Origin of the sequence: Metapseudomonas boanensis, from assembly GCF_018704125.1 — a bacterium.
GTDB classification, from domain to species: Bacteria; Pseudomonadota; Gammaproteobacteria; order Pseudomonadales; family Pseudomonadaceae; genus Metapseudomonas; species Metapseudomonas boanensis.
Genome location: NZ_JAGTIS010000002.1, coordinates 150,858 through 173,068 on the forward strand (window position 1 = coordinate 150,858; position 22,211 = coordinate 173,068).

Sequence of the window (22,211 nt, forward strand, 5' to 3'; positions counted from 1 at the left end):
GATCGAGCTCCCAACGACTGGTCGGGCGACATAAGGGGCATGGGGATCGGAAGTCTTCGTCATCGTTTGCCTGACGTCTCTTCCTTCAGTCCCGGGGCAGGCAAATAAACCGCCCCCTGTTTCACTTTTTTCTCTCCGCGGTCCCTCAAACGTGACTCAGCGTACGTTCCGACTCTTCCACGTGCTCCAGCAGCACCGCCCTCGCCGCATCCCGCAGACTGATCGCCGCCGACCAGCCCGGCCCCTCCGCCACCAATGGCGCGCACAGGTTGACGTGGATCGCGCCCCGCAGCGGGAACCACTGACCATCACGCAACACCGTGCGAGTGCCACGGATGGCGACTGGGACCAGGGGAACCCCGGCGTTCGCGGCAAGCACGAAGGCGCCCATGTGGAAGGCGCGCAGACCCTGCTCGCGACTGAAGGTCCCTTCCGGGAAGAACACCAGGGACTGGCCAGTCCGCAGCGCTTCGGCCAAGGCCTCGCTGTCCGCGACACTGCGTTGCAGGTCGAAGCGCTCGACGAACCGCGCGCCGAGCTTGCGCAGAAACAGACCGGCGAGCCATTGGCTGGCCAGCTCACGCTTGGCGACGAAGGCGAACCGCGGCGGCAGCGCCGCGCAGAGGATGACACCGTCGAGGTAGCTGGAATGGTTGGCGGCCAGCACGCTCGGCCCGCCCTTCCGCATATGCTCCACGCCCTCGACACTGAACGGCACCCCGGCCAGTCGAACGAACAGCCGCGCGGCCCGCCGGGCGAAAGCGCGGCACCAGCGCTGACGCGGCAGGATCGCCACGCCAAGCCAGGTCAACGGCGCGACCAGCCAGAAAAGCAGCCAGATATAGACGGCATAGCGCAGGGTGCAGACTGACCGCCAGCCGCGTCCGAGATAGCTGTGGATGGCCTGCCCCAACAGCCGCAGCACCTGACGCCATGGAGCCAGGCCAGGCCGCCCCACTTCATCACGCTGGTACAGCTCGCGGCAGGCGGCCCGACGGATCTTGCCGCTGGAAGTCTTGAGCACGCTCCGGGGCGGCGCCAGAACGATGTCGTCGGGCGGCACACCGGTGATGTCGACCACGACTCGATTGATTGCCTGGCGCAAACCCTGCCGTGTGGACTTATCCTTCTCCGCACTTTCCGCCATCACCACCAGGCGATCGGTGCCCGTGGCCGGGTCGGGGCTACCGAACACCGCGATGCATCCCTTGCGCAAGCCCGGGAGGCTGCCGATCGCTGCCTCGACGTCGTAGGGATAGATATTGCGCCCGGCTCGTATGATCAGGTCCTTGGCCCGACCGCTGATGTAAAGTTCACCAGCGGTCATGTAGGCGAGGTCGAGCGAGTCCATCCAGCCGTCACGCAACACCCGTCGGGTCTCCTCCGGGGCGCGGTAATAACCGGCGCTGGTCGACGGCCCGCTGAATTGCAGCCGGCCTTCCCGGCGCTCGGGCAGTTCGATGCCATTGCCATCGACGATGCGCACCTGATGCCCCGGCAATGGACGGCCGCAGGAAACGAAGCTCAGGGTGGCGCCGTCATCAGCTTCAGCGGGAATGGCCTGGCCCCGGGCCTGGAAGGCCTCGCGCTGTACCCGGTCGATCAACGGCCCCCGGCCGAGCGGCGGAAATGCCACGCCCAGGGTGCCCTCGGCCAGACCGTAGACCGGTGACAACGCACGGGGATCAAGGCCATAACGTGCGAAACGCTCGGCAAAGCGCTGCAGCGTATTCGGACTCACCGGCTCGGCACCATTGAAGGCCAGGCGCCAACTGCTCAGGTCCAGGCCCTCTAGCTCAGCATCGGAGATTTTCCCCAAGCACAGTTCGTAGGCAAAATTGGGGGCTGCCGACAGGGTGCCGCGGAAGCGGTGGATCGCCCACAGCCAGCGTCCCGGCCTGGCCAGGAAGGCCAACGGCGACATCAGCACCAGGCTGAAGCCGTAGTACAGGCTGCCCAGCCAGGCGCCTATCAGCCCCATGTCGTGGTACATGGGCAACCAACTGACGAACACATCCCGAGGCTCCACCTGAAGCGTCGTCCCCATGGCGCGCAAGTTGGCCAGCAGGTTGGCATGGCTCACCATCACCCCTTTGGGTTGGCCGGTGCTGCCTGAGGTGTACTGGAGGAAAGCAATATCCTCCGGCTGCCGCGTCGGCGTCATGCAGTCCTGTCCCTCGCCACCCAACTCAGCCACGCTGGCGATGCGCACAAGGCTCGGGACCTGGGACCGGAGCAACTGGGCGAGAAACTTCGCCTCCGCCACCGTGATCAGTACCCTTGCCTCGGCATTGCACAGGATGCCGGCCTGGCGCCGCAGGTGATCCTCTACCTGTGACAGGCGCAGCGGCGGGTAGATGGGAACCGGGATGCCGCCAGCCAGCAGAATGCCGAAAAAGCCCCGCAGAAAGTCACGGCCGGTCGGCAACATCAGGGCCACGGTCTGTCCGGTGCGCAAACCACCCTTTTGCAACCCCGCCGCCACGCCCTGGGCTTCACGCTGCAGATCGCCGTAGCTGATGTCCTCCGGCCGGTCGTCTTCACCCAACAGCCGCACGTGGGTATGCCCAGGCTGATAGTGCGCATGCCAGCTCAATACATCGACCAAAGTGCGTGCAGTATCCGGCACCTGCCGCTCCAAGCTGCCGGGCGCGACTGGATCTACCACCCAGGCAGGCTGTTCCGATCGGTCGGCGCCGCCGCGGAGCACGCGCAGCACATCAGCGGGTGTGCTGGCCGAAGCGAACAATTCTTGCGGCAAACGCACCCCGAACTCGCGCTCGATCTGCGACCAGAGCTCGACCCGAGCCAGACTGTCCACGCCCAGGTCCTCGTCCAGCACGCTTTGCAGGGTCACTCGCAATCCTGGCGCCGCCTGTGGCCGCAACTCGGCCACAGAGCGCCGGACGACTCGGAGCAGTTTTTCCGCGTCCTCATCAAAGCCAGCAACGGTGCGAGTTTCCGGAGGCGGATGAGACATCGCAGGCCCTCGCCGGGAAAATTCCTCATCTGTTCCGATTATGCGCCCATACACGCGTTTTCGGGCCTTGCGGTTCAGCCTTGCCCTATCGCCGTTTTATGACACTTGGCTGGCCCGAAAAAGCAAAAGCCCCCGCATCTCCAAGGGCTTGGGCTTGGATTTGGCGGGAAGATAGGAATTTGAACGCTGAATAACGCCCGCTCGATTCGTCGAAAGCCTCTCATTGCAAGGCCTCCGGCCAGCCGACCATTTCGTTTCGCGGCCAGCTAGTACCGGGAATTCTCGACACTTCTTCGACACCGAAGCCAAACCGACCTCGACCGAGACGCTGTAAGCCCCGTAAACCAAGGCCTACAGAGGGGGAAATGGCGGAAGGCAGTGGGAGTCGAACCCACCCAGGAACGGCTGCCGTCCCCCACCGGGTTTGAAGCCCGGCCACGCCACCGGGCGTGCTTGCCTTCCGTATTCGGGGTGATCAGTCAGGTGGTCGTTGGGCCAGCGCCGAGTCCTCCCTGATCTTGCGTGCGTTGCCCATGCGGCGGGTGAGGCCGATGCGGTCGAAGTATTCCAGCAACTGGATGCTGCGCTTGCGGCCGATGCCGATGCAGTCGCGCCAGGCGGCAGCGGCGATCAGGCCGTTTTCATCCTGCAGCTGCTGGGCCAGTGTAGCCAGTTGTCTGATGGTCGCATCTGGATAGAACAGGTCTTTTACCACCTGGTGCAGCAGTCCGAGCCGGGCCAGTTTGCGCAGCAGCAGGCGCATCGCGCCTTCGTCCACCGCCAGTTCGCCGGCAAGGTCGCGTACCCAGGGTGGGTCGAATTGGCCGGCCAGCAACAGCGGCCAGAGGCGCGTGCGCATGGCTTCGTCCTGTTCGCTCAATTGCACCTGATGGTCGGGCAGGTGGAGCCAGGGGCCGCTGGCCTGCACGGTACCGCCGGCCAGGGCCTGCTCCAGCAGGGTGATGAATACCGGGCGCTCCAGATCGGGCAGGGCGTAACGGCGCAGGCGGTCGCGGTCCGGCCCGAGTTCATCCGGCTGTTCTGCATGGAAGCGCGCCAATCCATCGAGCAGGGTCTGGCCGAGTGCCTGCCAACGAGCCTCATCGAACAGGCGCGGGCCGAGCTTGGTGGCGATTTCGACAATGCTGTCGGGCAGCGCCCAACCCGCACGCGGGCGGTTGAACTGGCGCTCCAGCACCTGCGGGTCGAGGCCGTTGCCGGCACTGGCGAGCAGGGTCCCCAAGGCGGTCTCCAGGCTGCTCCCGCGCAGGGCGTCGAGCTGGGCCAGGCGCTCGGGGGTGCGGCGGTTGCGTGCCGGGGCGAAGGGGTCGAGGACACGGCCGCCGCCGAGGGTGCGCTGGGCGGACTGGTCGCGCAGTACGAGATGGTCGCCGTGCACAGCGTGGGCCGGAGCGTTGAGCAGCAGTTGGGCGAAACCACGCTGGCCTGGCGCGAGGCTGGTGCCTTCAAGCAATGCGACCCGGCCAGTGACGTCCTGAGCGCCGAGGTGAACGTGCACCGGTGTCCAGTGGGTCAGTTCGTGTCGCTCGCTGGGCAGCAGCTGCAGGTCGATGTCGAGGCGGATGCTGGGCGCAAACAATGCGCTCGACAGGAGCCAGTCGCCGCGATGCAGTTGATCCAGGGCCAAGCGTTCGCCGGCTATGTTGAGGGCGACGCGCTGACCAGCCTGGGCGTTTTCCGCCTCTCGGTTACTCGCTTGCAGGCCACGCACGCGCACGTTGCGGCCGGAGGGGCTGAGGAACAGTTCATCCCCCACCCGCACGCGCCCGGCGAAAACGGTGCCGGTGACCACCACGCCCGCGCCGGGCACGTTGAAGGCGCGGTCGATGGGCAGGCGGAAGTAGCCTTCGCTGCTGCGCGCCGCCACCGCTACCGATTCCGCCAGCAAGGCCTGGCGCAGGGCTGCGATGCCTTCCCCGCTTGGGCTGGCCACGGGGTAAATGGCTGCGCCGGCCAAAGGGCCGGAGGCCAATAGTGCAGTTACTTCGGCGCGCACCTCCTCGATGCGCTCAGGGCTCACCCGATCGATTTTGGTCAGGGCAACGATGGCGCGGCGGATGCCGAGGAGCTCGGCGATGGCAAGGTGTTCGCGGGTTTGCGTCATCACGCCATCGTCGACGGCTACCACCAGCAGCAGCAGGTCGATGCCGCAGGCGCCGGCGAGCATGTTGTGGACGAATCGTTCGTGGCCCGGCACATCGATGAACGCGGTGGTTTGGCCATCGCCAAGATCGGCGTGCAGGTACCCCAGGTCGATGGTGATGCCGCGCTCGCGTTCGGCCGGCCGGCGGTCGCCCTGGAGCCCGGTCAGAGCTTGCAGCAGGGCGGTCTTGCCGTGGTCGATGTGGCCGGCGGTGCCTACGATCACTCGACCTCCGCGCTCAGGTGGGACAGCTGGGCAAGGAATGCCGGCTCGTCGTCGAGCTGGCGCAGGTCGAGCCAGAGGGCGTCGTCGTCGAGCCGGCCGATCACCGGAATCGGCAGGGTACGCAGCGCTTCTTCAAGGGTGCGCAGGGCTCGTCCGCGCAGGCGTTTTGGCTGTTGTGGACGCAGGCACAGGGCAGCGCTGGGCAGACGCGCCACGGGTTGGGCGCCACTGCCGATCATGCCGAGAGCGGGCTCGGCGCGTACCTGCCAAGTAGCGCCGAGTTGCGCGGCCAGCAACGGTGCCAGGCGCTCGGCCTGGGCCCGGATCTCAGTCTGCGGTCGGCTGAGCAGGCGCAGGGTAGTGAGTCGCTCGCCAAGGCGCTCCGGATCCCGGTAAAGGCCGAGTACGGCTTCCAGCGCGGCAAGAGTCAGCTTGTCCACGCGCAGGGCACGCTTGAGCGGGTTTTTCTTGATACGTGTGATGAGTTCGCGGCTGCCGACGATCAGGCCGGCCTGCGGTCCGCCGAGCAGTTTGTCGCCGCTGAAGGTGACGATGTCGGCGCCGTCGCGCAGCGCTTCCTGCACGGTCGGTTCCTTGGGCAGGCCCCAGCGGGTCAGGTCCACCAACGTGCCGCTGCCGAGGTCCTCCAGCAACGGTAAGCCATGGTTGTGGGCAATGGCCGCCAACTCCGCCGTGGGTACGCTGGCGGTGAAGCCTTGGACGCTGTAGTTGCTGGTGTGCACGCGCATGAGCAGGCCACTGCGCGGCCCGATGGCGGCTTCGTAGTCGCGGGGATGGGTGCGGTTGGTGGTGCCGACTTCCACGAGTTTGACGCCGGCGCGGGCCATGATATCGGGGATACGGAAAGCGCCGCCGATCTCGATCAGCTCGCCCCGGGAGATGATGCCTTCCTTGCGCGCGCCCAGGCTGTTCAAGGCCAGCAGCACAGCGGCGGCATTGTTGTTGACGACGGTGACGGCCTCGGCACCGGTGAGCTCGCGGATCATGCCGGTGATGAGATCGTCGCGGTCGCCGCGTTTGCCGCTGGCCAGGTCGAATTCAAGGTTGAGCGGGTAGCGCGCCGCGAGGGTGATGGCGTCGATGGCCTCTTGTGGCAGCAAGGCGCGGCCAAGGTTGGTGTGCAGCACAGTGCCGGTGAGGTTGAAGACGCGCCGCACGCGGTTGGAGTGCCAGGCCGCGAGGCGCTCGCCGGCTCGGCCGGCGAGTACGGCGTCGGTCAGTTCGACGGCCGCAAGACGGCCCTCGCGCGCCGGCTCGCGGAGTTCATCGAGCAGGTCGCGCAGGGTCTTCAAAAGTGCGTCGCGGCCATAGCGCTGCTGCAACGGCGCGCAGGCACGGCTGCGCAGCAGCTTGTCGATGGACGGCAGGCGAGCAGCCGACATGGGCAGTCCTTAGCACAAGGCAGTTCGATCCTTAGATGAGTCTAGGCGCTCATTCGCCTCCGGGGGCCAGTAGCAGGTTGGGCGCGCGGCGAAGGTAGCCTTCCTCGCTCAGGCGCAGGTCCAGGTCCAGGCTGGCCAGGTCATCGGCCTGGGCTTCGGCCTCGGCGCCGTACTCCAGATAGCACTGCTTGAGGTAGCCCTGGCAATTGGGGCAGGCCTCGGCGCGGATGGCCGCCTGCTCGGCTTTGGCGTCATCGCGCTCCAGGGAGAGGTAGGCAAGATGCTTGCTCTCCTGGCAATGGCTGCATTTCAACCGCACGTAGTGCCACTCGCAGGAGCAGAGCGAGCAGGCCAGATAGCGCAGGCCGTTCTGCTTGCCCCGGTGGCGGATCATGCCAACTACCGGCGGCGAACCGCAGGCTGGGCAGAAGGTCTGGGTATCGGTTTCAACCACAGTGTCTTCCGGCAGGGCCAGTAGCCAGTGGCTGAAGGCGACTTGCAGGGCAGCACCGAGGAACGGCGCCAGCGCTGCCGGAAGCAGGTCGAACTGGCCATTGAGCAGACCGACGCCCCAGGCCTTGCGCTGGCCCTCGTCGGCTTCGGCAAGTTGCCGGAGGGCGACGGCTACGGAGGGGTTGGTCGGAGTTTTGAAATGGGCAAGCAGCGCGTCGAGAGCGGCCAACCAGCCGTCGGCGCGCACCAGGGTTTCGAAGGCCAGCGGCGGCATCCGGTGTTCGCGGCTGCGGGCCAGGGCCTCCGGTGTTGGGCCGGGCAGTTTGGGCGGGTTGTCCAACACCTGCTGCTGCGCCTCGCAGAGGCTGGCGATCAGCAGCAAATAGCCAGCCAGCGGGTGCCCCTCGGCAAGCCGGCGCAGGCGCTCCGCGCGATGCTGGAAGAGATCACGCTCGGGCAGGTTGAGGAAGGTTGGAATGTTCGCCGCGGCTTCTATCTGGCCCGGCTCAAGTATTTGGCCTGCCACGCAGGACTCCTTGTCGGTGAGGCTGTTTGTAGGGTGGGTTGAGCAACGCGATACCCACCGTTGGCGCAGGTTGATGGGTATCGCTGCGCTCGACCCATCCTACAGTGCTGGTTGGTACCGGTAAGGCGATTCGTACATCCGTAGGTTTAGCGTTTGCCGCCCTCCCCTTTGCTGACTTCCTTGTACCAAGCCGCGTGGTGTTTACGCGCCCAACCTTTGCTGACCCAGCCGGTGAGCATCGCGCTGACTGAGCCTTTGACCCAGATGCCCGCGTAGATGTGGACGATGATGCTGAGGATCAGCACCCAGGCGGCGAAGGCATGCAGCAGGACGGAGAGGCGGATCAGTCCGATGCCGAACAGCTGGCTGAAGTATTCGCGCCAGATGACGAACCCCGTAGCCAGCAGCACCAGCATGCACAGCAGCAGCACCCAGAACAGCAGCTTCTGCCCCGCGTTGTAGCGGCCGACTTCCGGCAGCCTGTCCTCGCGGTTGGCGACCACGTCGCGCCATTGCCGCAGCCATTGGCCATCGGCCTTGTCGAGGCGATTGTGGTGGGCGAAGCGCATGGCCAGCCAGATGAAGAAGACGAACATGGCAACGCCCAGGAAGGGGTGAAGGATGCGCGTCCACGGCCCGCCGCCGAAGAAACTGGTCAACCAGAATAGCGCCGGATGGAACAGCGCCAGGCCCGAGAGCCCGGCAAGTACGAAGAGGATGGCCACCATCCAGTGGTTGCTGCGTTCGGAGGGGGTGTAGCGTTCAATGTCTTTGTTCATGTCTGGGGGCTCCTCGACGGGGCGGACTTCCCTCAACCCGGCCCTCTCCCGTTGGGAGAGGGGGCGATAGGCTCAACTCGGCGCCTTGGGGTCGAATTTGTGCACGGACGGGTCGACCTTTTGCACCGTTGCCTCGGCCGACGGCGCTTCGTCCTCCACCACTCGGTTGGGGCCAACGCGCACGTAGTGGAAGAAGCCGAACAGCGCCACTACGCCCATGGCCAGCAGGCCCAGGGGCTTGGTCACGCCTTTCCACAGGCTGACCATGGGGCTGATGCCCGGATCATCCGGCAAGCCGGCGTAGATCGAGGGCTTGTCGGCATGGTGCAGCACATACATGACGTGGGTGCCGCCAACGCCCGGCGGGTCGTAGAGACCAGCGTGCTCGAAGCCGCGGGACTTCAGGTCGACTATGCGTTCGGCCGCGTGCTCCTTCATGTCCTCCTTGGTGCCGAAGACAATGGCCCCGGTCGGGCAGGTTTTCACGCAGGCCGGCTCCAGGCCAACGGAAACGCGGTCGGAACAGAGCGTGCACTTGTAGGCCTTGTGGTCCTTCTGCGAGATTCGCGGGATGTCGAAGGGGCAGCCGGTGATGCAGTAGCCGCAGCCGATGCACTTGTCCTGGTTGAAGTCGACGATGCCGTTGGCGTACTTCACGATGGCGCCGGGGCTCGGGCAGGCCGCGAGGCAACCCGGCTCGTCACAGTGCATGCAGCCGTCCTTGCGGATCAGCCACTCCAGCTTGCCGCTTTCGTCCTCGTGCTCGGTGAAGCGCATCAGGGTCCAGGACTCGGCCGTGAGGTCCGCTGGGTTGTCGTAGGTGCCGACGTTGTGGCCGATGTCGTCACGCAGGTCGTTCCATTCGGAACAGGCCACCTGACAGGCCTTGCAGCCTATGCACTTGGAGACGTCGATGAGTTTCGCCACTTCGTCCATCTCGCGCACGGACGGCATGGGCGTGGTGGTGGCGGAGCGGGCGACGATGTCTTGTGAGGCCATGGCTCAGCTCCTCATGCCTTTTCCACCTTGACCAGGAACGACTTGAACTCCGGCGTCTGCGTATTACCGTCGCCGACGAAGGGGGTCAGTGTGTTGGTCAGGTAGCCGTTGCGCGCCACGCCGGAGAAGCCCCAGTGCAGCGGGATGCCGACCTGGTGCACGGTCTTGCCGTCCACGGTCAGCGGTTTCAGGCGCTTGGTCACCACCGCCACCGCCTTGATGAAGCCACGGTTGGAGGAGACCTGGACCCGTTCGCCAGGAGCGATGCCCAGCTCCTTGGCCAGCACTTCGCCGATCTCGACGAACTGCTCCGGCTGCGTGATTGCGGCCAGCCGGCAGTGCTTGGTCCAGAAGTGGAAGTGCTCGGTCAGGCGGTAGGTTGTTGCCGCGTAAGGGAACTCGTCTGCCGTGCCGAACACCTCCATGTCGTTCTTGAACACCCGCGCGGCCGGGTTGCTGGTGGCCTTCGGGTTTTCCGGATGCAGCGGGTTGCGCCCGATGGGCGTCTCGAAGGGTTCGTAGTGTTCCGGGAAGGGGCCCTCGTTCATCTTGTCCACGGCGAAGAACCGGGCAACGCCCTCGGGATTCATGATGAACGGGCTCAGGCCCTGCTCCGGAGCGGCGTCGACCTTGTAGTCGGGCACGTCAGTGCCGGTCCAGGCCTTGCCGTTCCACCACACCAGGCGTTTCTTCGCCGGATCCCAAGGCTGGCCCATGGGGTCGGACGAAGCGCGGTTGTAAAGGATGCGCCGGTTCGCCGGCCAGGCCCAGGCCCAGCCGAGGGTCTGGCCCATGCCATAGGGGTCAGCGTTGTCGCGCCGAGCCATCTGGTTGCCCAGGGCCGTCCAGGAGCCGGCGAAGATCCAGCAACCGCTCGCCGTGCTGCCATCGTCACGCAGCAGACCAAAGCCCGGCAGTTGCTCGCCGGCCTTGAGCAGCACGGCGCCGGTCGCCGGGTCGGTGAGATCGGCCAGGGCCTTGCCGTTGAACTCGCGAGCAAGCTCATCCGGACCGGGTTCGTCGGGGCGCAGGTAACTCCAGTCGAGGCCGAGGATGGGGTCGGGGAACGCCCCGCCTTCCTTCGCATACAGGTTGCGCAGGCGATGGTACAGGCCGGCCATGATGGCGATGTCGGTGCGTCCCTGACCGGGCGGCTCGGCGCCCTTCCAGTGCCATTGCAGCCAGCGTCCGCTGTTGACCAGGGAGCCGTCCTCCTCGGCGAAGCAGGTGGTCGGAAGCCGGAACACCGTGGTCTGGATACCGGCAGTGTCGACGTCGTTGAACTCACCAGCGTTACGCCAGAACTCGGAGGTGTCGGTAGCCAGCGGGTCCATGATCACCAGGAACTTCAACCGCGCCAGTGCAGCGCTGACCTTGGCCTTGTTGGGGAATGAGCCGATCGGGTTAAAGCCTTGGCAGAAGTAGCCGTTGACCTTGCCCTGGTACATCAGGTCGAAGTAACGCAGCACGTCGTAGGCGGGTACGTCGAGCTTGGGCAGCCAGTCGTAGCACCAGTTGTTCTCAGCGGTGGCCGACTTGCCGAACCAGGACTTCATCAGGCTCACGTGGAACTTGCCGTAGTTCTGCCAGTAGGACATCTGACCCGGCCGCAACGGCTTGGACGCCCGCTTGTCGATGTAGGCGGCATAGTCCTGCTCGGCATCGCCCGCCAGGGTGAGATAGCCAGGCAGCGAGTTGGACAGCAGGCCGAGGTCGGTCAGGCCCTGGATGTTGGAGTGGCCGCGCAGGGCGTTCATGCCGCCTCCGGGCATGCCGATATTGCCCAGCAGTAACTGCACCATGGCACCGGTGCGGATCATCTGCGAGCCCACGGAGTGCTGTGTCCAGCCCAGGGCATACATGATGGTCATGGTCTTGCCAGGCGCCGAGGTTTCGGCAATCTGCTCCCAGACCTTGAGCATCTGGTCCTGCGGCGTGCCACAGATGCTGCTGACCAATTCCGGCGTATAGCGGCTGTAGTGCTGCTTCATCAGCTGGAAGACGCAGCGCGGGTCCTGCATCGTCGGGTCGACGCGCGCAAAGCCGTCTTCACCCTTGGCATAGGCCCAGGTCGCCTTGGCCATATAGCTGCGCTTCTGCTCGTCGTAGCCGTTGAACAACCCTTCGCTGAAAGCGAAAGCGTCGTCGACGATGAACGAGGCATCGGTGTAGTGACTCACGTATTCGTGCTGGATCTTGTCGTGGCTGATCAGGTAGTTGATCAAGCCGCCCAGGAAGGCGATGTCCGTACCGGCGCGGATGGGCGCGTAGTAATCCGCCACCGAGGCCGAGCGGGTGAAACGCGGATCGACCACGATCAGTCGGGCGTTGTTATGTGCCTTGGCTTCGGTAACCCACTTGAAGCCACAGGGGTGGGCTTCGGCGGCGTTGCCACCCATGATCAGGACCAGATCGGCATTCTTGATGTCGGTCCAGTGGTTCGTCATGGCTCCACGGCCAAACGTCGGGGCAAGACCTGCCACCGTCGGGGCGTGTCAGACACGTGCCTGGTTATCGAACCCCAGCATGCCGAGGGAACGCACCACCTTGTGGGTGATGTAGCCGGCCTCGTTGCTTGATGCGGACGCCGCGAGGAAGCCCGTCGTCAGCCAGCGGTTCACTGTCTGGCCTTGGGCATTCGTCTGGATGAAGTTGGCGTCGCGGTCGGCCTTCATCAACTTGGCAATGCGATCGAGGGCGTCATCCCATTCGATGCGCTTCCACTCGTTGGTGCCGGCCTCGCGCACTTCGGGATACTTCAGGCGATTGGGGCTGTGAATGAAGTCCAGCAGGCCCGCGCCTTTCGGGCAGAGGGTGCCGCGGTTGACCGGGTGGTCGGCGTCGCCCTCGATGTGGATGATGTTCTGCGCGACGTTCTTCGCAGCATCGCCCTGGCTGTACATGATCAGGCCGCAGCCGACCGAGCAGTATGGGCAGGTATTGCGCGTCTCGATGGTGCGCGCCAGCTTGAAGTGACGCACCTGGTCGGCAAAGGCCTTCGGGGGCGCTACCCCCAAGGCCGCCAGGCTCGATCCTCCAAGGCCCACCGCGCAGACCTTGAAGAATTGTCGACGGTTCATATCCATCGTGGTTATCCCTCGTGAGGCTATGCATACCGGGTGCTTGGCCGGGCATATCCTTTACAAGGGTAGTCAGCTTCGGGGGATGTGCCAGCCACGGCGGCTGCGGCCAGCCTCCACCAAGACCAGCACCAAATCCACGTATGGAGCGCCGACGCGTAAAGCGCCAAGACTCGTCAAGTCTGGATCGCCTCGCTCGGCCAGTTCGAGGCGCTGAAACCGGAAAAGCTGATGCCCGGCCATTACATGGGGCGCGACCACCTGCGCGCCCGCGAGCAGGGAATGCCCAAGGCCGGCCGATGTGGCAAGGACTGTCTGCAAGCGCGGGCCCAGCGACTCAGCCGGGACAGTTCCGATTAGTCCGAAAAAGAAAATACGGCATACTGGCGCCCCCTCGAAATTGCCATGGAGATCGCCATGCCACAGGCCTGGTGGCTGCTTGCCTTGCCCTTTGTCGCCGGTGCTTTCCTGCCCTTGCAGGCCGGCATCAATGGCCAGTTGGCCAAACAGATTTCAAGCGTGATGAGCGCGGCTCTGGTGTCCTTCGTGGTGGGCACCATCGCCTTGCTGGCCGTCGTGCTTGTGCAGCGCGAAATGCCCAGCCTCGCCGCCCTCAAGGGGCTGAGCTGGTGGCATTGGAGTGGTGGCCTGCTGGGTGCAGTGTTCATCGCCACAGCCGCATTCGCAGGCCCGCGTATTGGCGCCCTGCTATTCATGGCGCTGGTCCTGGCGGGCCAGTTGGGCATGGCGCTGATGCTCGACCACTTCGGCTGGGCCGGCTACCGCGAAGCGCCGATCAGTATTGGCAAGCTGGCCGGCCTGGCGCTGATCATCGGTGGGATCTGGCTGATTCGCAGAGGCTGAATGCCGGCGCGGTGACGTGGTGGCATGGCCGCCGGGAGCGACCATGCTGGACGAGCAGTGGCACCTCGAGGGCTTATAGCCTGAAGCGCCCCACCTGCTGAGCCAGATCACCGGCCAGTCGACTCAGTATCTGGCACTCTTCCCGACAACCACGCACCTCGCTGGCGGTGGCGTGGGCCAGATCGGCAATGCCCTGGACGTTGCGGTTGATCTCCTCGGTCACCGACGACTGCTCCTCCGTGGCCGCAGCAACCTGATGGTTCATGTCGCTGATGCGCTCCACCTGATCGGTGATTGCCCCCAACGACAAGCCCGTGCGCTGGCTGGCTTCCACTCCGGTGCCGGTGGCCGACTGACCTGCACGCATGGAATGCACGGCGGTTTCGGCCCCCAGCTTGAGCCGCTGGATCATCTGCTGGATTTCGTCGGTGGAAGACTGGGTACGGCTTGCCAGTGTCCGCACCTCGTCAGCCACCACGGCGAAACCTCGGCCCATCTCGCCAGCGCGAGCAGCTTCGATGGCAGCGTTGAGCGCCAGCAGGTTGGTCTGTTCGGAAATGCCGCGAATCACCGCCAACACCTGATCGATGGATGCCACCTGGCTGGCCAGTTCGCCGACAGCCGTGGCCGCCACACCAATCTCGTTGGACATGCGTTCGATATGCCCGACCGAATCGCCGACTACCTGACGCGCCTGCAAGGACTCATCGCGCGCTTGCTGCGAAGCCTGGGCGGCGGTGCCCGCATTGCGAGCGATCTCCTGCACCGTCAGCCCCATCTCGTGCACGGCGGTGGCCACCATGTCGGTCATTTCCTGTTGCTGCACCGCGCGCCCAGCGGTGTTGTCCACCACCTGCGTGACCTGACCCACCACCTTGTGCAGGCGCTGGCTGGTCTCCAGGACTTCGCCGATCAGACTTCGCTGACTCTCCAGGAAGCGGTTGAAGCCACGCGCCAGATCGCCAAGTTCGTCAGCACGGCGTTCGTCGAGTCGACGAGTCAGGTCACCGCCACCGCCACCGATCTCGACCAGCGCCGAGGTCACCTGGCGAATCGGCCGCACCAGCCCACGGGCCAGCAACACTACCAGCAACAGGCAAAGCAGCAGCACGCCCAGGCCGGCTAGACTGCTGGTCAACGCCGCCTGCCGTGCCTCGGCATAGATCTCCGCTTCCGGTACCTCGCTCACCAGTAACCAGCCCGCTGTCTCCAATGGGCGGGCCAACGCCAGGAAGGCCTCGCCCTCTCGGCTGAAGTGCACCGCCTTGCCATTGGATACCAGCAGCTCGCCGGCCGGCCCGGCCCCCAGCACATCTGCCAGGCGTCCGCTGCCATTCAACTCGGCTTGCGGGTGTACCTTGATGCTGCCCATACGGTCGACCAGGAATACTCGACCACGCTCGCCGAACCTGAAGTCGCGAATCATCTCCGACATCGCCTGCAGGCTATAACCCAGGCCCGACACGCCCAGAGTCTTGCCGTCACGGGTAATGCGCTGGTTGATGAACAGCGTGGGCAGCCGCGTGCCCTTGTCGATGTCGATCTCCACCGCCCGATCACGGTCGCTGTCCACCAGCCTGTAAAACCATTGGTTCTCCGGCTGGCTGCGGGAGAGGGTCCGGCTCAGGCCCTTGCCGGTGTGGTAATGCCCACTTTCAAGCACCGCGATCGAGGTCGTGAGGGCGTTTTGCTGGGCGCGCACGCCTTCCAGGTAGCGGGCGAAATTCTCCGCCCGGGCCGGGTCCTCGCCGGCGGCCAACCAGTCCTGTACCTGCACGTTCGTGGCGATGGCCGCGTTCGCCGTGATGGGCGCTGTCAGCGCACGCTCCAGGTCATTGCCAATGGCCTCTACCCGAGCCGGCAGGGCCTCATCGAGCAGGAAGCGCTCGGTCAGGCGGTTCATTAGCACCGAATAGATGCCGACCACGATGAGGATGCCAGCGAGCAGGGCTGCGCCCATGCTGAAAATCAGCTGCCACTGAATACTGCGTCGCCAGAGGCGCATGAGTGGTCTCCTTGGATACCCGGAAGCATGAGGAATCTGACCGGAAGATCAGACCCCGATAAATTGTATACAGAATGGTCGATTTATGAATCACGAATTGCCGACAATCCGTATCGGCAGGCATGGGGCAAGGCTTGAAGAGGAATCAGTCGGTAATGCCGAACTCCAGACGAGCGGTCTGACCGGTCTCGTCCAACACGCTCAATTGATGGCGCCCCGCTTGCCGAAACGCCTGGCTGAAGCCGTCCTCGGCAGCCGTGGTAGCCACCGGCGCGCCATCCAGGAACCACCAGCGCCGGCCTCCGCCGCCTAGGGTCGACAGCCACAAACGCAGTGGCTCGGCGCTGCCCGCAGGCCGGCGCAGCTGGTCACCCTCGCGAACGCCGACGATAGACAGCGGCGCAGCAGCCGGTGGCAATGGTGGCGGGCAGGCCGGGTCGACCGCCGGCAGGCGCGCGCTGCGCCGCTCACGCTTCGGCAGCCAAGGCTCCAGAGGGGCCGGCCAAAACATCAGTTCCCGAGGGCTTGCGCCTGGGCAGCCAGGGGCGACCTGTCGTCCCTCCGGACCAAGCCAGATTGTTTGCCGAAGCCCCAGTCCCAATGGTTGATCGCCCGCCAGCAGGGTCGGAGGCGTGGTGCCGTCCAGGATCCAGGCGAAGCGTTGGCGACGGCAGCTGGGGTCGCCCTTGGTCATGATCTGGCCCAGGGGCCAGCAGATGGCGGCAACATCCACCTCCGCCGGCTGTGGCTCGACGGGCTGGGCGATGCCGCGCTGGGCGTCGCGGTTCACCAGCAGGTCATGCACCTGCAGCAATAGCGGTGCGGCCGATGCCAAGCCGAACTGGCCGGACACAGGCGTACCGTCCGGGCGGCCGATCCAGATGCCGATCAGGTGACGCGGCCCCACACCGATGGCCCAGGCGTCGCGGAAGCCGTAGCTGGTGCCGGTCTTCCAGGCCAGCACAGGACGCTCAGTCAGCCGTGCGCGCGGGGCACGGTCTGGCCGTGCCTGACCGGCCAGAATGCGCCGCACGATCCAGGCTGCGCCGGGCGACAGCAGACGGCGCTCCTGCAAGGCGTCCTGCGGTTGCAGGCGCAAGCGGGCGACACGCCCCTGCCGGGCAAAGACGCTGTAACCACTGACGAGCTCCTCCAGACGGCTGCCAGCACCTCCGAGTATCAGCGCCAGATTCGGCTCGGCCGCCGCCGGCAGTGCCAGCGGCACACCGACGTTGCGCAACTCCCCGGCGAAACGCTTCGGCCCGTAGGCTTCCAGCAACTGCACCGCTGGCAGATTGAGGGACAAGCCCAGGGCCTCGCTGGCCGACACGGGTCCGGTGAAACCAGCGGCAAAGTTACCTGGGCGGTAATCGCCATAACGCCTGGGCACGTCCTGCAGGAGCGATTCGGAATGAATCAGGCCGGCATCCAGCGCCAGGCCATAAAGAAAAGGTTTCAGGGTGGAGCCGGGCGAACGCAGCGAACTGATCATGTCGACGTGACCAAAGCGGCGCTCGTCCGCGATATCCACCGAACCGAGATAAGCGCGCACCGCCATCGTCTCGTGCTCCACCACCAGGACCGCAGCGGAGGTGCGCTCCGGCAGGCGCGCACGCCAGCCGAGCAACAAGTCTTCCAGACGGCGCTGTAACGCGGCATCCAGCGTAGTGCGGATCAGCGGCGGGCTGTCCGCACGATTCAACCGCCGCGCCAGCAACGGCGCCAGGCTCGGCTCCTGACGCGGGGCCAACAGCACCGGCTCCTCCAGGGCTTCGGCCACGGCACCCTGGGGCCAGACACCGAATTGCGCCAAGCGCCGCAGCACTTTGTCACGGGCAGCCTGAGCCTGCTCCGGGTGGCGGTCCGGGCGAAGCCGGCTCGGTGCCTGGGGCAGCACGGCAAGCAGCGCGGCCTCCGCCCGGGTCAACTGCGACGGTGGCTTGCCGAGGTAGGCCCAGCTCGCCGCCGCCACGCCCTGCAGGGTGCCGCCGAAGGGCGCGCGATTCAGATAGAGGCCGAGGATTTCTGCCTTCGACAGGTGCCACTCCAGCTGCGCGGTGCGCCAGAGCTGGCGCAGCTTCCCCCCCAGGCTGCGCGGGTGCGGGTCGAGCAGGCGCGCCACCTGCATCGACAGGGTGCTGCCGCCGGACAGCACACGCCTACCGCGCAGGTTCATCCACGCGGCCCGCGTCAGGGCCAGCGGGTTGACCCCGGGGTGCTGGTAGAAATAGCGGTCCTCATAGGTGAGCAGGGCCTGCAGGTAATACGGCGATACTTCGTCCTCGCTTACCGGATAACGCCAAACGCCTTCAGCATCGGCGAAACGCCAGAGCGGCGTGCCATCTTCGGCCAACACCACTCGCGCCAGATCATCCTCCGGCAAGGGCAGCGGCCAGAAGAGGTCGGCCGCCCAGAGCAGCGCCACGAGCAGCAAGGGCACGGCGAGCCAGGCGTGACGCAAGCGGATGAGGATGGAGTGGGCGCGAGGCAATGCCATGGTCTCCGAGTAGGCAGAAACGCAGGATAAGCGCGACAAGGGAAAGTGGGGAGTGGAGCAGACCTCTTATCCCCCGACTGCGGAGAAGCGAAGACAAGGAGCAGTCAATAATCCGACAGCCAAACAATTGACTAAAAAATAACCGTTCGTCGCGTTTTTTACCGCCGACTCGGCCCGACTGTTTCCCCACCTTTACAGGTCCTCCAGCCGCTCCTAAACGACTATCAAACTGACATGACAGTGCTTTGGCCGTCGCTGTAGTCAGTCCTTCCCGAAGACACGGCCCCCGTCATCACTCCCAGGAGACCCACATGGGTACTCGCAGATTACTGCGTGCCACGCTCAGGCCGGCCACCGTCCAGGGTCCTCTCATGGCAATGACGACGCTCTAGTTCAGTCCCAATTCCAGAAACCTTTCTGCAAGAGGAATGCAGCATGGCCATATCTACTACCTCGTTCAGCAACACACCCCAGGCCACCGGGGACTCCTTTGTCTTTGACAGCCTGGTGTCCGAGGGAGTCGATTACGTCTACCTGGATGTAATGGCCAACGATCTGGGCGGCAAGGCCAAGACACTCTACGCGCTGAGCGACGGAACCAGCGCCGATGGCAGCACCGCGACCAGCGCTGAAATCCAGGCCGACCTGCTAGCCCATGCCACCTCGTGCTTGAGCGCCTATGGTGCTGAGATACGGATCGCCCAAGACTTGGATGGGAAAATCAAGGTCCTCTACGATGCCGGCCTCCTTTACCAGAGTGAGGCCTACCAGCGTCTGTCGGCGACTGAATACCTGACGGACACTTTTACCTACGCCATTCGCCTCGGCAACGGCACACTCAGCTGGGCCACTGCAACGGTCACGATCTTCGGCGCCAACGATGCGCCGGAGTCTTCGGAAGGCTATGGCGCCACCGATGAGGACACCGCGATCCTCGGCAGGGCCCTGCCCACCGCCAGCGATATCGATGGCGACAGCGTGAGCTATGCCCTCGGCGCAACCACCGCCGCCCACGGCAGCGTCACCGTGCATGCCGATGGCACCTTCGACTACATCCCCGACGCCAACTTCAACGGCACCGACAGCTTCTCCTTCATCGTCGACGACGGCCACGGCGGGACCAATGAATACACCTACGAGCTGACCGTCAACCCGGTCAACGATGCCCCGGAATCCGCCAACGGCAGCGGCGCCACCGACGAGGACACCCCTCTCACCGGCGCGCTCCTGCCCAGCGCCAGTGACGTCGATGGCGACAGCGTCAGCTATGCCCTCGGCGCGACCACCGCCGCCCACGGCAGCGTCACCGTGCATGCCGATGGCACCTTCGACTACACCCCCGACGCCAACTTCAACGGCGCCGACAGCTTTTCCTTCATCGTCGACGACGGCCACGGCGGGACCAATGAATACACCTACGAGCTGACCGTCAACCCGGTCAACGATGCCCCGGAATCCGCCAACGGCAGCGGCGCCACCGACGAGGACACCCCTCTCACCGGCGCGCTCCTGCCCAGCGCCAGTGACGTCGACGGTGACAGCGTCAGCTATGCCCTCGGCGCGACCACCGCCGCCCACGGCAGCGTCACCGTGCATGCCGATGGCACCTTCGACTACATCCCCGACGCCAACTTCAACGGCACCGACAGCTTCTCCTTCATCGTCGACGACGGCCACGGCGGAACCAACGAATACACCTACGAGCTGACCGTCAACCCGGTCAACGATGCCCCGGAATCCGCCAACGGCAGCGGCGCCACCGACGAGGACACCGCGATCCTCGGCAGGGCCCTGCCCAGCGCCAGCGACGTCGATGGTGACAGCGTCAGCTATGCCCTCGGCGCAACCACCGCCGCCCACGGCAGCGTCACCGTGCATGCCGATGGCACCTTCGACTACACCCCCGACGCCAACTTCAACGGCACCGACAGCTTCTCCTTCATCGTCGACGACGGCCACGGCGGGACCAATGAATACACCTACGAGCTGACCGTCAACCCGGTCAACGATGCCCCGGAATCCGCCAACGGCAGCGGCGCCACCGACGAGGACACCCCTCTCACCGGCGCGCTCCTGCCCAGCGCCAGTGACGTCGACGGTGACAGCGTCAGCTATGCCCTCGGCGCGACCACCGCCGCCCACGGCAGCGTCACCGTGCATGCCGATGGCACCTTCGACTACATCCCCGACGCCAACTTCAACGGCACCGACAGCTTCTCCTTCATCGTCGACGACGGCCACGGCGGGACCAATGAATACACCTACGAGCTGACCGTCAACCCGGTCAACGATGCCCCGGAATCCGCCAACGGCAGCGGCGCCACCGACGAGGACACCCCACTCACCGGCGCGCTCCTGCCCAGCGCCAGCGACGTCGATGGCGACAGCGTCAGCTATGCCCTCGGCACAACCACCGCCGCCCACGGCAGCGTCACCGTGCATGCCGATGGCACCTTCGACTACATCCCCGACGCCAACTTCAACGGCACCGACAGCTTCTCCTTCATCGTCGACGATGGCCACGGCGGAACCAACGAATACACCTACGAGCTGACCGTCAACCCGGTCAACGATGCACCAACCAATTCACTCCCCGGCAAACAGACCACCGCCGAGGGGAGTACCAAGACCATCAGCGGTCTGAGTATCGCTGACCCAGACGCCGGATCTGGCAACATGACGGTGACGCTCCAGGTCGCCCATGGCACCTTGTCCGCACAGGCCCTTGCAGGAGGTGCAAGCATCACCGGCTCTGGCAGCGCCTTGCTCTCGCTGAGCGGCACCCTTGCCCAGATCAACGCAACACTCGCGGCCAACCTCAGCTACATGCCAAGCGGCAATTTCCACGGCGACGACACCCTGACCATGGCCACCAGCGACGGTGCCGCCAGCGACACCGATACCCTGACTATCGAGGTAACCCCGGTAAACGATGCGCCGGTAGCGGCCACTGACACGATTTACGTGTCCAGGAACACCAACGGCATCGTGATATCGGTGGCCGCACTGCTTGGCAACGATACGGATATCGATGGGTCATTCCTGTCGCTAACCGCCCTGGGTGGAGCAACGGGCGCGGTTTCCAATCTGCAGTTCGTTGCGGGGTCGAACAACAGCCTGATCAGCTTCGATGCCAGCAACGCGGGCTTGGGCGCATTCACCTACACACTCTCGGATGGTGCCGGGGGAACGGTCATGGGGAGTGTGACGGTTAACACCGTGTCCACTAACGGGGGTTCCGTCGTCGACCTGTCTACGTTCGCCACTTACCAGGCCTCCTATCTCGACGGTGGCAGCAACCAGGATGGCCTGACTGGCACCGGAGCGCCGGACGTCTTCATTGGTGGAGCTGCCAACGACACCCTCACCGGCGGCAACGGCGACGACCGTCTTCGCGGAGGCGCAGGCGACGACACGCTGGACGGTGGCGCAGGTGTCGACCTGCTCGACTTCTCCGATGCGTCAGGCGCGCTCAACTTCACCCTGGTTCAGAGCAGCAGCAACACCGTCGTCAATCTTTCCTCCATTGGATTGGGCAGCGATACGTACAGGAACATGGAAGGCGTAATCGGTTCGGGCAACAACGACACCCTCACCGGCAGCAGCGGCAACGACATCATCCGCGGCGGCGCGGGCAGCGATACGCTGGACGGCGGAGCTGGCAACGACCTGCTGGACCTTTCCGATGCCTCGGCTGCGTTAAACCTCACCCTGGTACAGAGCAACACCCTCACCGTTATTTCCGCCGGAGGCCTGGGCAGCGACAGCTACAGGAACATGGAAGGGATCATCGGCTCCGCATTCAATGACAGCCTCACCGGCTCCATCGGCAACGATGAACTCCGCGGAGGGGCCGGCAACGACACGCTCAATGGCGGGGACGGCGCCGACATACTGGTTGGAGGCCTTGGCGCTGACTCGCTGACAGGGGGCAACGGTGCTGACCTGTTCAGGTTCGGCAATCTCAGCGAGGCTGTGGACAACATCCTCGACTACAGCTTGGCGGAGGGAGACAAGCTCGATTTCTCTGCACTGCTCGGCACCAGCGCCCCATCCGGGGGATTGCTCTCCGAGTATGTCCAGGTGGTGCAGTCGGGGGCTGACATGGTCGTTCAGGTGGATGTCGACGGCAGTGCTGGAGGGACGACCTTCGTCGAGGTGGTCACCGTCACCGGCGTCAATCAGATACAGGCCTCGTTCTGGGGCAGCGACCACATATTGCCGAGCTGACAACGC

The 22,211-nt window shown here is 65.1% G+C and carries 11 protein-coding genes and 1 tRNA gene; 2 read left to right on the top strand and 10 right to left on the bottom strand.

What is annotated here, in order from left to right; translation table 11 throughout:
* Positions 1 to 145: 145 nt before the first annotated feature.
* The 8 genes from J7302_RS04865 to fdnG form a co-directional block, all read right to left on the bottom strand.
* Positions 146 to 2,857: an AMP-binding protein gene (locus tag J7302_RS04865; RefSeq protein WP_349814424.1), complete on the bottom strand. Its 2,712-nt coding sequence runs from the start codon at positions 2,855 to 2,857 to the stop codon at positions 146 to 148.
* 489 nt (positions 2,858 to 3,346) lie between these two features.
* Positions 3,347 to 3,442, bottom strand: a tRNA-Sec gene (locus J7302_RS04870).
* Positions 3,443 to 3,455: 13 nt separating this feature from the next.
* Positions 3,456 to 5,369: a selenocysteine-specific translation elongation factor gene (selB, locus tag J7302_RS04875; RefSeq protein WP_215371295.1), complete on the bottom strand. Its 1,914-nt coding sequence runs from the start codon at positions 5,367 to 5,369 to the stop codon at positions 3,456 to 3,458.
* On the bottom strand, positions 5,366 to 6,772 hold the full coding sequence (gene selA, locus J7302_RS04880; protein ID WP_215371297.1) for an L-seryl-tRNA(Sec) selenium transferase: 1,407 nt from the start codon (positions 6,770 to 6,772) through the stop codon (positions 5,366 to 5,368). The genes selB and selA overlap by 4 nt, the downstream gene beginning before the upstream one ends.
* Positions 6,773 to 6,821: 49 nt before the next feature.
* Positions 6,822 to 7,751 (bottom strand): formate dehydrogenase accessory protein FdhE, encoded by a 930-nt coding sequence (fdhE, locus tag J7302_RS04885; RefSeq protein WP_215371300.1) that lies wholly within the window; start codon positions 7,749 to 7,751, stop codon positions 6,822 to 6,824.
* 146 nt (positions 7,752 to 7,897) lie between these two features.
* Positions 7,898 to 8,530 (bottom strand): formate dehydrogenase subunit gamma, encoded by a 633-nt coding sequence (locus J7302_RS04890; RefSeq protein WP_215371302.1) that lies wholly within the window; start codon positions 8,528 to 8,530, stop codon positions 7,898 to 7,900.
* A 72-nt stretch (positions 8,531 to 8,602) separates the two neighbouring features.
* On the bottom strand, positions 8,603 to 9,529 hold the full coding sequence (gene fdxH, locus J7302_RS04895) for a formate dehydrogenase subunit beta (protein ID WP_215371304.1): 927 nt from the start codon (positions 9,527 to 9,529) through the stop codon (positions 8,603 to 8,605).
* 11 nt (positions 9,530 to 9,540) lie between these two features.
* On the bottom strand, positions 9,541 to 12,615 hold the full coding sequence (fdnG, locus tag J7302_RS04900; protein WP_215371306.1) for a formate dehydrogenase-N subunit alpha: 3,075 nt from the start codon (positions 12,613 to 12,615) through the stop codon (positions 9,541 to 9,543).
* 411 nt (positions 12,616 to 13,026) lie between these two features.
* On the opposite strand from fdnG, the gene J7302_RS04905 reads away from it, so the two are divergent.
* Positions 13,027 to 13,473: a DMT family transporter gene (locus J7302_RS04905; RefSeq protein ID WP_215371308.1), complete on the top strand. Its 447-nt coding sequence runs from the start codon at positions 13,027 to 13,029 to the stop codon at positions 13,471 to 13,473.
* A 73-nt stretch (positions 13,474 to 13,546) separates the two neighbouring features.
* On the opposite strand, the gene J7302_RS04910 is transcribed toward J7302_RS04905, so the two are convergent.
* Both J7302_RS04910 and pbpC read right to left on the bottom strand, forming a co-directional pair.
* Positions 13,547 to 15,478, bottom strand: coding sequence for a methyl-accepting chemotaxis protein (locus J7302_RS04910; RefSeq protein ID WP_215371310.1), 1,932 nt, complete (start codon positions 15,476 to 15,478; stop codon positions 13,547 to 13,549).
* A gap of 145 nt (positions 15,479 to 15,623) precedes the next feature.
* Positions 15,624 to 17,975, bottom strand: coding sequence for a peptidoglycan glycosyltransferase PbpC (gene pbpC, locus J7302_RS04915; protein ID WP_215371312.1), 2,352 nt, complete (start codon positions 17,973 to 17,975; stop codon positions 15,624 to 15,626).
* A gap of 435 nt (positions 17,976 to 18,410) precedes the next feature.
* Between pbpC and J7302_RS04920 the strand changes: the two genes are divergently transcribed.
* On the top strand, positions 18,411 to 22,205 hold the full coding sequence (locus J7302_RS04920; RefSeq protein ID WP_215371314.1) for a tandem-95 repeat protein: 3,795 nt from the start codon (positions 18,411 to 18,413) through the stop codon (positions 22,203 to 22,205).
* The last annotated feature ends 6 nt before the right edge of the window (positions 22,206 to 22,211 follow it).

Excerpts from the sequence above, each read along its gene's own strand:
- selA (WP_215371297.1), bottom strand. The coding sequence starts at position 6,772 with ATGTCGGCTGCTCGCCTGCCGTCCATCGACAAGCTGCTGCGCAGCCGT.
- J7302_RS04890 (WP_215371302.1), bottom strand. The coding sequence starts at position 8,530 with ATGAACAAAGACATTGAACGCTACACCCCCTCCGAACGCAGCAACCAC.
- fdxH (WP_215371304.1), bottom strand. The coding sequence starts at position 9,529 with ATGGCCTCACAAGACATCGTCGCCCGCTCCGCCACCACCACGCCCATG.
- J7302_RS04905 (WP_215371308.1), top strand. The coding sequence starts at position 13,027 with ATGCCACAGGCCTGGTGGCTGCTTGCCTTGCCCTTTGTCGCCGGTGCT.
- J7302_RS04910 (WP_215371310.1), bottom strand. The coding sequence starts at position 15,478 with ATGCGCCTCTGGCGACGCAGTATTCAGTGGCAGCTGATTTTCAGCATG.
- pbpC (WP_215371312.1), bottom strand. The coding sequence starts at position 17,975 with ATGGCATTGCCTCGCGCCCACTCCATCCTCATCCGCTTGCGTCACGCC.
- J7302_RS04920 (WP_215371314.1), top strand. The coding sequence starts at position 18,411 with ATGGCCATATCTACTACCTCGTTCAGCAACACACCCCAGGCCACCGGG.